This is a genomic window from Paenibacillus sp. FSL R10-2788, from assembly GCF_038003885.1.
Classification (GTDB): Bacteria; Bacillota; Bacilli; order Paenibacillales; family Paenibacillaceae; genus Paenibacillus_AQ; species Paenibacillus_AQ odorifer.
Genome location: NZ_JBBOQA010000001.1, coordinates 5,619,463 through 5,632,142 on the forward strand (window position 1 = coordinate 5,619,463; position 12,680 = coordinate 5,632,142).

Sequence of the window (12,680 nt, forward strand, 5' to 3'; positions counted from 1 at the left end):
GGACGAATAGACGACTGAACGACTGAGCTTAAGATTCGCGGCTCTGGATTACCCGTGTTTCAGGGATTCATGGAGCTTGGATTCGAAGCTCAGAACCTGATGAAAACTTAGCCTCGTCGGAGCTCAGGGTCCGATAAAGCTTAGCATTCGAAACTTAGAATTTGGTGAAAACCTGGGCCTCGTCGGGCTATGAGTCGATGGAGCTTAACTTTTGATGCTCGCTCGGACTTGGTCACACTTAGATCTCGTTGGGGCTCAGGGTTCTGTGAAGCTTAGCAATCGATGATCAGTTTCTATGAGTCAGTACCACATCATACCCCGCCGCATTAGAACATTACGGCTGCTCTTCCGTAGAAACGCAGCTACATGCTATCTAATTGCATTTTCTGCAACTAAAAGTACCCTTTTACCCCCAAAACTCGCTTTAGTTGCATTTCATACACTTATATTCTCAGATTTACGCCTAGAATGGTCTTTTCACCATTTTTAACTGCACAAAGTACAATTAAACCCAAACAAACCTATCACCATCAAAAATAAGTGCATAAAGTGCAATTAAAAACCACTCTTATCACCACTACTCATCACTTATCACTTATTACTTATTACTTATTACTCACCAACCACCAATCATTACACACTACTCACTACTCACTACTCATTACTCACCACACATTACTCACTACTCATCGAATATTAATCTTCACATTCCCATTTCTGATTTTTAAATCTGGGAACATTTTTAGCTCTCTATAAGCGTGGCCAATCTAATTACTCAAAAGACACGCGCATTAGCAATATTATCGAAGGATGAGACTATCCTACTTATTTAATCGAGAATAAAAAAACTGTTCACGGCGTTTTCTTCCGCCGAGAGACAGTTTTTTATGCATGTTCTTCCTTTATAAGCGAATCAGCGCCCTTTGCGGCGATTTCCAAGCCAGAGCGGAAAACGGAAAGCAAAGTTAATAAACAAAACTACAAATACTAGTACTGCCGCTGATTTGTCAGCGATTTGCCGCGCATCTTCTACAATTGCCTCAGATTGTACATACCAAAGGTGTACGGCCAGGGTTTCTCCCGGCGAGAACAGATTAAAGTCCCACATTTCGCCCGAGGTACTGAGACCAGCGGTAAGGATAATAACCGCAGACTCCCCGAAGGCGCGTCCAGCAACGAGACAAATCCCAGTAACAATGGCAGACATTGCAACGGGTAGGACAACTGTGCGGATCACGTGGAATTTAGTCATGCCCAGTGCATATCCAGCTTCGCGCATCTCCCCAGGAACAGCACGGACCGCTTCCTCCGTCACACGTGCAAGCATAGGCAGATTCAAAAGCGCCAAGCTTACCCCACCGCCAAGAATCGTCAGACCGATCCCAAAATATTCAGCAAATATCGCAAGACCAAGCATACCGAATACAATCGAGGGAACCGAAGAGAGCGCCTCTACACATATACGCAGGCCACCTGTAAAAGCATTATCCGGAGCGTATTCCGCCATATAAATCCCCGCTCCTAAACCGATAGGGACGGAAATAAGCAGCGAGATGAACAAAATATAAAAAGAGTTGAAAAGTACAGGACCGATCCCGCCACCAACGTCAATCTCTTCAGGCTGTTTGATCAGGAAATCAGGCCGCAGCGCTGGCAGACCTTTACTAAGAATCGTGAAGAGCAGCCAGAAGATTAGCAGCATGACTAAAGCCCCAAGCGTATAAAACCCAATAGTCGCGAGCTTATTGCGTCTCTGAGCACGCGCTGTATGCTTTGTACTTGCGAATCCGTTCACGCTGCATCCCTCCTTTTTCTACCCAGCACGCGGATGATCAGAATCAGTACAAAGGAAATCACCAGCAGAAGAAAGGCCATCATATGGAGGGCATAATTCCAGGTTGACTCAAACTCTACATTCGAGATTTGCATAACGATGTTACTAGTCAAGACCGAAGCAGGTGTAAATAAGGTTTTCGCCAACTGTGGTGTGTTTCCGATAACCATAACTACAGCCATTGTCTCCCCCACAGCACGAGTCATCCCGAGGATGACCGCGGAGATAATTCCTCTGCTAGCCGCAGGTAAAACAACACGCATAATGACTTGCAGACGGGTAGATCCAAGAGCGTACGCAGCATCCCGATATTTGCGTGGGACAGCGACGATAGCATCATCACTGATTCGACAAATCGTTGGCAGGACCATTAATGCGAGTACGAGGGCCGCAGCCAGCAAACCATCACCCAAGCTCTCCCCACTAACTCTACGCAGGAAAGGAAGTAATACCGTTAAGCCTAAATAACCATATACTATAGAAGGAATACCAACGAGCAGATCGAGCACCGGGCGAATGAAGGTCTTCATCCACTTCGGAGCAATCTCCGCACAGAGCACGGCCATGCCTACCGAAATAGGAACTGCGATCAGCAGGGTCAAAGCTGTCAGTGAAAGTGTATTTACAATGAAGGCAGCAGCCCCAAAGGAGTCCTCTTCAGGCGTCCAGTTAAACGAAAAGAAAAAGTCCGCAGGCGAGAGATGACCAAACAGAAGCAGCGCCGTTTTGCCGATAAATAGGATTACAAGTCCAAGCACGAAACAAAGTGCAAGAATGCTGAATAAGAAATAAAAGCGGAATAATCGGTTGCTAAACATATGTCTACTGTGACGTTTGGAGTTGGCGCTAACTTCTGTAACGCCCTCCTTAACCTTAGTTGCCAGGTTGTGGACTGGTGCCCCCATACTTTCCCTCCTGTAAGCGGCCAACCCCGTATCAAAATCGGGGCTGGCCGCTGTTACCGTTCAATATGATCTTCAGATGTTATTAACCCTTCATTGCTGCGATCGGAATGAATTTAAGCTTTTTCAGAGAACCTTGTTGGAACTTTTTGCTTTGTACGTATTCGATAAATTCTTTAGTTGCACCAGTAGGCTGGCCTTTAGTCATGTAGTAACCATAAGCCCAAATCTTATAAGAACCGTTAATTACGTTGTCTGTAGTAGCTGCGATACCGTTGTGTTTCACTGCTTTTACGTCGCCACTTACATAAACAAGGTCGATATAACCGATGGAGTTAGGAGTTGTTCCTACTGCTGTTTTCATGTCGCCGGATGAACCTGTTTCTTTGTAGTTCTTAGCTTTTTTAACGATATCTCCGCCATCCAAGGCTTTAGCTTGATAGTTAACGCGGGTACCAGAACCGAATGAGCGAGTGATGACAACGATATCTGCATCTGCGCCGCCTACTTCTTTCCAGTTGGTGATTTTGCCAGCGAAAATGCCTTTAAGTTGTTCTGTTGTGAGGTTATCTACACCCACATTTTTGTTTACAATCGTTGCAAAAGGAATGACAGCTACTTTGTTCGCTACCTGTCCGTCAAAAGCTTTGAAGCCTGGTACGTCGATGCTAGCATCCCAGTCGCAAGCGCCGATATCAGCGATGCCTTTTTTCACAGCTTGTGGTCCAGTTACAGAACCTTTACCAGATGCTGCGATTTTCACTTTAGGGTGGAGCTTTTGGAATTCTTTTGCCGCTTGCAAGGTCAATGGAAGAAGTGCGGTTGAACCGTTAACGGTGATTTTGCCACTAAGTGAATCTGCTGCTGCTGCAATCCCTGCAAAAGATGCGGTTACCGCGATTACGGCTGTTAAAGCCGTTACTGTTAATTTCTTGAAGATTTTCATTGTACTATTTTCTCCTCTCGGCTCTAGGCCGTTAAAATATGTTTGGGATAATCATTATTTAGTCAGTTGCAGCCCTTTACCGCCTTGGATAACCCATACGCTGTCGCCGCTCACAATCGCAAGCTTGCTTCCGTCTTTAGATACAGATACTTCAGATACATCTTCAGTCGTACGGAACAGTTCGGTCTTTGCACCACTACCATCGATAGAATAGATCACTGTGCTTCCGTCTGCCGTAGTACCTGCCACTACCAAACCATTGCTAACGCCAGTGGACCAATTCACTTCGATATCAAGTGCAATATTAGTGCTGGTTGCGTCCGCTTTTACAAGCTTCAGGGTATTCTTCGCATTGCCGTCTGCATCTGCGCTCAGGTATGCCACATTTCCATCAGCCAAAATCTCTGGGTAAAGCTTGTTATCCGCTGTGGTTGTTAATGCAGCTGGTTTAGCATCTTTTGTAGCCAGATCAAGCTTGTAAAGCTGCTCTCCTGCCGAGCTAAAGTCTACCGTAAGAGAATCTTCTGTGCTGTCTGCATCATTTTTAGCAACACCCGTCAAATTAACGATATAAACGGCGCTTTTTTCGTCAGCAGAAATGCGCAGTTCAGATTTATTCTCAACCTTGTCAGCCAAAACGGATTTAACATCACCAGTCTCTACTGAGATTTTAGCGATTTTTTCTTGCTTGTCTCCTTGGATGAAATAAATGCTTTTCCCATCTTTGGACCAAACCAGATCTGTCTTCACGCTATTGTCGGTGCCTAGTGTTTTAACAGCTCCGCTAGACAAGTTAATCAGATTCAGCAAACCTTTCTCATCATTAAAAGCTCCCCACTGTTGATCCGGCGATACTGCAAAGTCCACCGCACTGTCATTTGACGAAAACACTTCATAGTTACCTGGTTCTGTACTGAATTTGATAAGCTGAGTAGTTTCAGCATCACTTTTGTTCGCAATCAGGTTACCAGCTGCCGTCCAGTGCAAAGTATCAAACAATCCTTCCGGACGTGCAAAGCTCAAAATCGTGCTAGCATCAGCATCCAGCTCTCCACCTAATGCAATAACTAACTTAGTCAGCTCTACATAGGTTTTACCGTTATAAAACACTGGAGCCACTGTGAACGATTCGGAATTACCATCTACTTGATAGCTCTTTGAGCCTGTTTTGAGTTGCACATTATGTAGTCCTTTGCTGTCGTTAAGTTCAAACCCGCTTGTTCCCAGTACTACCTTAGCCCCAATTTCACCAGCTACCTGAGTCAGCGAGTAAAGCTTGTAACCACTGCTGTTAATGGTGTTAAACACAATCGGCGTTCCGTTTACATTCCAAGTAGTTGTACCTTCTTTAACTGCTGTAACAGCAGCGACTTGATTGGTAGCTACAGATTTTACATTACTGCCGGTGCTAGCTGCAGATACACTTCCAACGCCTACTGTTGCAAGAAGTGCTGAAGCCAACGTTGCGCTAATCCATTTACTGTTTTTCAATTAGATTCACCCTTTTCGTATAGGTAACTGCTAATGTCATTTTCGTCTACAATTGTCAATTCTGTTGCAGAGGAATGTAATGGAAATATTAACTAGTATTCTTTTTTTAAAAAAATCAGGTATATTAGATCATTTAACAATTTTCTTGATCTAAACCAAATGAACTAAACAGCAAAAACAGCCTCTTTTCGTAAAAAGGTGCTTGGTGTGGCTACCTTATTTAGTTGGAGAATTGTTTGGAATTTGGTGAGACGTAGGGACTAATTTGAGATTGCAGGCGGGTGGGGAGAAGCTTGTTGCTGAGGTCGCTGGGCACGGTGAGTATATGTGGAGTTCGCTTGGGCGCGTGGGGGAAGCTTTTTGAGGAGGTCGATGGGCACTGTGAGTATATGTGGAGTTCGCTTGGGCGCGTGGGGAGCGTATTACGGAGATCGCTTGGCGGGTGGGGGAAGCTTGTTACTGGCGAGAGTCTGCTATCAATTATGTGGCTGCTGCTTACGATTTAAAAACTAACTGGTCTGTTGGGGCGCTTTCTGCGTAAGGGGCATCGTAGGAGATTCGGCTGATTGTACGGGATTTATACCGTTCTTTTGCTAACTTTAGCGGGATTGGGCTCATTGTGCGGGATTTATACCGTTCTTTTGCTAACTTTAGCGGGATTGGGCTCATTGTGCGGGATTTATACCGTTCTTTTGCTAACTTTAGCGGGATTGGGTACATTGTACGGGATTTATACCGTTCTTTTGCTAACTTTAGCGGGATTGGGTACATTGTGCGGGATTTATACCGTTCTTTTGCTAACTTTAGCGGGATTGAGCTCACTGTGCGGGATTTATGCCGTTCTTTTGCTGACTTCAGCGGGATTAGGTTCTTTCTACGGGATTTAGACCCTTCTTTTACTTGATTTATCTAAATCATGCCTATTTAGTGGCATTTATGCCCTTCTTTTGTCTGGTTTAGGTAAACCCGTGCTATTGTGAGGCATTTATGCCTTTCTTTTAGCTGATTTAAGTAGATCGACGCCATTTAAGGGCATTTATGCCTTTCTATTACCTAGTTTAGGCGGACTGGCGCTATTTAGTGGCACTTTTGCCTTTTATTCAGATCATCTCTATCTATATACATAGTAAAAGGACATGTTGAATTAACAAACGTCAATCGGGATTAAGCTAATACTGTGGGATACCTTTGTATAAAATATATGGTTTACAATTCCTAACTTTTGATGCACAGTAATGAGTGAGTACTCACTCATTATATAATTAGAGTGTTTAACGCAATGCAGTTCATCACCATCACCATCACCATCACCATCACCATCACCATCACCATCACCATCACCATCACCATCACCATCACCATCACCATCACCATCACCATCACCATCACCATCACCATCACCTTCTACACCTTCTACACCTTCTACACCTTCAACACCTTCAACTCAAGTAAGTATCCCAGAACATTCAGAATCGAGGAGATAAACATGGGTTCAAAGATTTCAGTTATTTCAGTGAGCCATGTCGGGAAAGCGTTTGGAGAGAAACAGGTGCTCGAGGATATTTCGCTTCAAGTGGAACGTGCGGAAACCTTTGGCATACTAGGGCCATCGGGCTCAGGAAAAACAACATTAGTGAAGCTGCTTACAGGTATCGATGAGGTAACCTCCGGCGAGGTGAAAATACTTGGCGTGACGATGCCGAAGCTGACTATGCTGCAACAGATTGGGTATATGGCCCAGTCTGATGCCTTGTACACGGAGCTTAGCGCGAAGGAGAATCTGGAGTTTTTTGCAGCGCTATATGGACTAAAGGGGGAGCAACGCTCCAAACGCATCACAGCCGTAATGGAGATCGTTAATTTACAAGATCATTTGCGAAAAAGAGTAGACCAATACTCCGGCGGGATGAAACGCCGCTTATCATTGGCGATCGCGCTGCTGCATGAACCGCCGTTGCTTATTCTTGATGAACCTACAGTTGGCATAGATCCGGTATTGCGGCTATCCATCTGGAAAGAACTAAAAGCTCTGAACCAGAAAGGCACCACTATTGTGCTGACCACGCATGTCATGGATGAAGCTGAAAAATGTGACCGGCTCGGAATGATCCGTGATGGCAAGCTACTTGCCGCCGACACGCCTGCCGGACTGCTGCAAGCCACCGGTTCAGCTTCTATTGAAGAAGCCTTTTTATATTATGGAGGTGTGCGTTCATGAGAATCCGAGCGATCACCTTAAGGATTTTGCGGCAATTTATTCATGACAAAAGAACGATGGCATTAATGTTCATTGCACCACTCCTCGTTCTAAGCTTAATGAGCTTGGTCTTCAACGGTGACGCCTATGAACCAAAAATCGGTGTGTCCGGTGTACCGCTAAATATGTCAGCTGCGTTAAAAGAACAAAATGCCACCATCAAAGAATATGCCAGCGCAGAGCTGGGAAAAGAAGCTTTAGTAGAAGGGAAAATTGACGCTTTGATCACTTTGAACGGAACCGCCGGAGATTCGCAAGTTACGCCTCAAGTGCTGTTAGAAGGTAGCAACCCTACAGCCAACAAGGCAGTAATCATGACGCTTCAACAAATCTCCCAGAAGCTTCATCCAAGCACAAAGGAACAATTACAGCCGCAGATCAGCTATCTTTACGGTTCTGAGAATATGAAGACGATCGACCGTTTCGGTCCCATTATGATTGGCGTATTTGTTTTCTTTTTCGTATTCTTGATTGCAGGTGTATCCTTCTTAAGGGAACGAACCACAGGCACTCTTGAACGCCTACTTTCGACTCCATTAAAAAGATGGGAGATTGTGCTCGGGTATGTATGTGGTTTCGGCATATTTACCGTTTTTCAGGCGCTATTGATCTCATGGTATTCCATACAGATTCTTGGCATTATGATGACAGGCAGCTTTGGTTACGTATTGCTGATCACATTACTCCTATCGATGACAGCGCTGACGTTGGGCACACTGCTGTCGGCTTTTGCAGCCAATGAGTTGCAGATGATTCAGTTCATTCCGCTCATTATAGTGCCACAAATCTTCCTCAGTGGATTATTCCCGCTCGATACCCTTCCACTGTGGCTCCAGCGCGTTGGCCTCGCTACACCGATCTATTACGGATCAGAAGCTCTGATGGACATTATGGTCCGTGGCAAAGGATGGAGCGCAATTGCACTGGATGTCTATGTACTAATAGGATTTTCGCTGCTATTTATGCTGCTGAATGTATTGGCACTGCGCAAACATCGCAAAATGTAATTTCACAAAAGCTATTATCATTGAAACAAAATGAATCAAGCATGGAGGGTTATTGTAATGAAAGAGCAAGTTTCTACGGAACAAAATATAGAAGAGCAGTGGATAGAAGAGCTGCTGACCCTTGGCAAAGACGAGAAACTGACACCGAAGCAGATTTCTATTCTACAAGCGGCGATTGAGGTATTTTCCGAAAAAGGATACTCTGCGACTTCAACGAGTGAAATTTCTCAGAAAGCGGGCGTGGCGGAGGGAACGATTTTTCGCTATTACAAGACTAAAAATGATCTGCTGCTTGCCATAGTAGGTCCTACCATGAGTCGCATGCTTGCGCCTTTTGTGCTGCGGAATTTCAACGGCGTGCTCGATATGCCCTACGACAGCTTCGAAGAGTTCCTGAGGGCATTTATGATCAATCGGCTGGATTTCGCCCGCAAGAATTTTAAAATTCTTAAGATTCTTATTCAGGAGATTCCTTTTCAGCCAACAGTTAGAGCGCAGTTTGTAGAGAATATTCTTAGCAAAATACTGGAGCGCGTGATTGATATTGTTGAACATTTTAAAGAAAAGGGTGAAATCATCGAGGTGCCTACACCCACACTTATACGCTTCACACTCTCATCTGTCGTAGGTTATTTGATGAATCGCTTGCTGCTGCAGCCAGATAAGGACTGGAACGACGAGGAAGAAATCAACCTGACGATCGCTTTTATCATGCATGGAATAAGTAAAGCAACACCCCCTATTTGATGCGCACTCCCGTTCTGTTATCATAAGTACTATATTAAATTCGGACTTTTCGAGATCAAGTTATGAGGAAGGAATTATGTTATGGGCTTTAGTGTATCAGAACGGGTAATCAAACTGCTGTGCGGCAAGTCTATTTTTGAAAAAGGATTAGCTTATTACCAAACTGAAAGTGTCGATATAATTGAAGTTGAAGAATACAATGACTCCATTCCAGATTTGCCCCGCTCTCGATATGAAGCCATTGTTCAGGGGGCGATCGACTATGAAGTTATGGTGGTCATTGATATTGATGGGGATGTCCAGGCAGAGTGTAATTGTCCAGCCTACTCCCATGGGGGGCCATTCTGTAAACATATCGCGGCTGTAATGATCAACGTTGACGCCCTTAAAACTGGCCGAGATCGTTCAGAGCTTACCGGAGCTTCGCACCTGTCTTCTATAGAAGATACTGAGATTCTAACCCCACGTATTTTTACAGATACTGCGCAAGACAACGGGGGAAAGTCCAGAGATCAACAGCTCGTGAGCAGCCTACTGGGGATGTTCAGCAACCATACACCGCGTCCTAGCGGTACGGGGGCTTTTGTAGATAACAGACTTCCTCTAAATATAGAGTTTACATGCAAGCCGTTCACTTATAGTTACAGCCACACCATGCTGGGTATAGAAATGAAAGTCGGTCCAAAACGTCTATATATTGTTCAGAAAATAAGGGGATTTCTAGAAAGTGTACACCGCGGAGAATCCTTTGAGTTCACGAAACATTTTATCTATGATCCTGCCATTTACAGCTTCCGGAAGGAAGATAATGTTGTTCTACAGAAGCTGATTGATATTGTATTAAATGAAAAAATGTACCGCGATAACGTCACTCCTTACTCACCTTATGGGGGGAGTATTGGGGGAGATCGGTTACTGGCCGTCCCTCCTTTTTTCTGGGAGTCACTTCAGCCTGCGCTTTCAGAGGTCTCTTCGGTATTTTTGCAACAAGAAGAGATGCTATACGAAGGCATCCATTTGTCTAATGAGGCGCCTCCACTCAGCTTTGAATTTGAACAGGCAGAAGAGGATGGATATCATCTGGATATTCAAGGACTTGAGCAGATTTCGGTCTTAGAAGATTACGGGATGGTACTATCGGAAGGTAAGTTGCTGAAGCTATCCCCTCAAGAATGTATACGCCTTGCTGAAATGAAAAAAATGCTGGATTCCTCCCGCCGAAATGGTATCAATATTGCCCCCGAGCAAATGGAGTCTTTTATGGACAAGGTTATTCCTGGTCTGAAAAAGCTGGGCAACGTCCATATCGCCGACTCCATTGCGGATCGGATTGTCCAACATAGGCTTATCGCGAGGCTTTATCTGGATCGTGTGAGAGATCGGCTGCTCGCCGGACTAGAATTCCAATATGGTGACATTGTGATCAATCCTTTAGATGAAAAAGCCCATGTTCGCGGGACGAGTTTGATTCTTTTGCGAGACGGGGAGGGAGAAGCTCGTATTCTGGAGCTGATGGAGCACGAATCTTTCGCTAAAACCGAGGGCGGTTATATTATGACAGACGAAGAAGGCGAATACGATTTTTTGTACCATACCATTCCGCTGCTGGAACCGCTGCTTTCGGTCTATGCGACATCCGCAGTCAAAGCAAGACTGTTCACGAGCACTACACCCCCTAAGGTGAGCATTAGTTGGAATGAAAAGACGGACTGGCTTGATTTTAAATTCGATATGGGGGGGATTCCAGAAGCTGAGATTGTTATGGTTCTGAAATCCCTGCAGGAAAAACGCAGATATTACCGCTTGCCTGATGGGGCCCTGCTACCGCTGGAGAGCGAGGAGCTTCAAGAAATCATTACCTTTATGAATGATATAGGCATCCGGGAAGGTGAGATCAAAGGGGTGGAGTTTTCTCTGCCCGTTGTTCGTGGGTTACATTTGACCTCCACGGATACTAAGAGTGACTCCATTAAGCTGGGCAGATCCTTTAAAAGGTTACTTGCGAACATGCGGAATCCGGAGAATCTTGATTTCCCTATACCTGACAGTCTGGTTCCTGTGCTAAGGGATTATCAACAGTATGGGTTTCAGTGGCTGAAGACGTTGGCCCATTACCGTTTTGGTGGTATTTTGGCGGATGATATGGGGTTAGGCAAAACGCTGCAAAGTATCGCTTTTCTACTGTCAGAACTTCCAGAGATCCGCCAGAATGGGCTGCCTGCCCTAATTGTCGCTCCTGCGTCTCTCACTTATAACTGGCTTAATGAGCTTAAAAAATTCACGCCAGAGATCAAAGCTGTCATTGCAGACGGTAGTCTAATTGAGCGCGGGCGGATTTTAAAAAATACAGCAAAAGCTGATGTAATCATCACCTCTTATCCGTTGCTCCGCAGAGATGTTCAGTTGTATGCCAAAAAGTCTTTTCATACCCTGATTCTCGATGAAGCACAAACTATAAAAAACCATACTACACAGACAGCCCAAGCTGTAATGGCGCTTCAAGCCCGGCACCGTTTTGCACTTACGGGTACTCCTGTGGAGAATGCGTTGGAAGATTTATGGTCCATTTTCGGCACCGTGTTCCCTGGGTTATTTCCAGGCAAAAAAGCTTTTCACGATTTACCAAGAGAAACGGTTGCGAAGCGGGCGCGTCCCTTTTTGCTGCGGCGCTTAAAGAGTGATGTGTTAAAGGAACTTCCGGACAAAATTGAGTCCGTACAAGCATGTGAACTGCTGCCGGAGCAAAAAAAGTTATATGTAGCTTATCTTGCCCGTTTGAAAAAAGAGGCGCTTAAGCATTTGACCCAAGATAGTTTCGGCAATAATAATCGGATCAAAGTTCTGGCGGGACTAACTCGTCTGCGCCAGTTGTGCTGCCACCCTGCTCTTTTTGTCGATGGATATGAAGGAAGCTCTGCTAAATTCGAGCAGCTGCTCGAAATCATAGAAGAATGTCGCAGTTCGGGTAAACGTATGTTAGTATTCTCACAATTCACAGAGATGCTGGGCCTGATTGGGCGTGAACTAGGATATCAGGGCATTCCATACTTTTATTTAGATGGTCAAACGCCTGTTTCTCAACGAGTAGATTTATGTAATAAATTTAATGAAGGAGAGCGGGATATTTTCTTAATCTCCTTAAAGGCCGGCGGGACCGGGCTCAACTTAACTGGGGCAGATACTGTAATCCTTTACGATTTATGGTGGAACCCTGCCGTCGAGCAGCAAGCAGCAGATCGGGCTCACCGGATCGGACAGAAAAATGTAGTACAAGTAATTCGTCTCGTCACCCAAGGCACCGTAGAGGACAAGATGTATGAGCTGCAGCAGAAGAAAAAGAACTTGATCGATGAGGTCATCCAGCCAGGTCAAGAAAGCTTGTCTACCCTCACAGAGCAAGACATCCGGGAGATTCTGATGATCTAAATAACAATGTTTGAGAAAAAATCAGGGATATCCCACAGCCTCTATGACTATCGGGATATCCCTTTTCTTC

General features: G+C 45.0%; 11 protein-coding genes. 6 read left to right on the forward strand and 5 right to left on the reverse strand.

Annotated features, from left to right (window positions below; all coding sequences use genetic code 11):
• Window positions 1-913: 913 nt before the first annotated feature.
• From pstA to NSQ50_RS25065, 4 genes are all read right to left on the reverse strand, one after another.
• Window positions 914-1,795: a phosphate ABC transporter permease PstA gene (pstA, locus tag NSQ50_RS25050; RefSeq protein WP_036685040.1), complete on the reverse strand. Its 882-nt coding sequence runs from the start codon at window positions 1,793-1,795 to the stop codon at window positions 914-916.
• The gene (pstC, locus tag NSQ50_RS25055; protein WP_036685038.1) at window positions 1,792-2,739 is read right to left on the reverse strand and encodes a phosphate ABC transporter permease subunit PstC; all 948 of its coding nucleotides are present in this window, start codon (window positions 2,737-2,739) and stop codon (window positions 1,792-1,794) included. The genes pstA and pstC overlap by 4 nt, the downstream gene beginning before the upstream one ends.
• 82 nt (window positions 2,740-2,821) lie before the next feature.
• Window positions 2,822-3,682: a phosphate ABC transporter substrate-binding protein gene (locus NSQ50_RS25060; RefSeq protein WP_038573065.1), complete on the reverse strand. Its 861-nt coding sequence runs from the start codon at window positions 3,680-3,682 to the stop codon at window positions 2,822-2,824.
• 54 nt (window positions 3,683-3,736) lie between these two features.
• Complete coding sequence (locus NSQ50_RS25065; protein ID WP_076129434.1) at window positions 3,737-5,173, reverse strand: stalk domain-containing protein; 1,437 nt, start codon at window positions 5,171-5,173, stop codon at window positions 3,737-3,739.
• A gap of 391 nt (window positions 5,174-5,564) precedes the next feature.
• Between NSQ50_RS25065 and NSQ50_RS25070 the strand changes: the two genes are divergently transcribed.
• Both NSQ50_RS25070 and NSQ50_RS25075 read left to right on the forward strand, forming a co-directional pair.
• Window positions 5,565-5,714, forward strand: coding sequence for a hypothetical protein (locus NSQ50_RS25070; protein ID WP_179087769.1), 150 nt, complete (start codon window positions 5,565-5,567; stop codon window positions 5,712-5,714).
• A 25-nt stretch (window positions 5,715-5,739) separates the two neighbouring features.
• The gene (locus NSQ50_RS25075; protein ID WP_340892757.1) at window positions 5,740-6,060 is read left to right on the forward strand and encodes a hypothetical protein; all 321 of its coding nucleotides are present in this window, start codon (window positions 5,740-5,742) and stop codon (window positions 6,058-6,060) included.
• A 367-nt stretch (window positions 6,061-6,427) separates the two neighbouring features.
• Here NSQ50_RS25075 and NSQ50_RS25080 read toward each other — a convergent pair whose 3' ends face one another.
• Window positions 6,428-6,574, reverse strand: coding sequence for a hypothetical protein (locus NSQ50_RS25080; RefSeq protein WP_340949785.1), 147 nt, complete (start codon window positions 6,572-6,574; stop codon window positions 6,428-6,430).
• 85 nt (window positions 6,575-6,659) lie between these two features.
• On the opposite strand from NSQ50_RS25080, the gene NSQ50_RS25085 reads away from it, so the two are divergent.
• The 4 genes from NSQ50_RS25085 to NSQ50_RS25100 all read left to right on the forward strand — a co-directional run bounded on the left by NSQ50_RS25085 (window position 6,660) and on the right by NSQ50_RS25100 (window position 12,610).
• Window positions 6,660-7,391 carry an ABC transporter ATP-binding protein gene (locus tag NSQ50_RS25085; protein WP_076224639.1) on the forward strand — a complete coding sequence of 244 codons (732 nt, stop codon included), beginning with the start codon at window positions 6,660-6,662 and terminating at the stop codon, window positions 7,389-7,391.
• A complete protein-coding gene (locus NSQ50_RS25090; RefSeq protein ID WP_076224641.1) occupies window positions 7,388-8,437 on the forward strand; it encodes an ABC transporter permease in 1,050 nt (349 codons plus the stop codon). Before NSQ50_RS25085 ends, NSQ50_RS25090 begins: the two co-directional genes overlap by 4 nt.
• 57 nt (window positions 8,438-8,494) lie before the next feature.
• On the forward strand, window positions 8,495-9,184 hold the full coding sequence (locus NSQ50_RS25095; RefSeq protein WP_038573072.1) for a TetR/AcrR family transcriptional regulator: 690 nt from the start codon (window positions 8,495-8,497) through the stop codon (window positions 9,182-9,184).
• An 81-nt stretch (window positions 9,185-9,265) separates the two neighbouring features.
• The gene (locus tag NSQ50_RS25100; RefSeq protein WP_076224644.1) at window positions 9,266-12,610 is read left to right on the forward strand and encodes a DEAD/DEAH box helicase; all 3,345 of its coding nucleotides are present in this window, start codon (window positions 9,266-9,268) and stop codon (window positions 12,608-12,610) included.
• Window positions 12,611-12,680 lie beyond the last annotated feature (70 nt).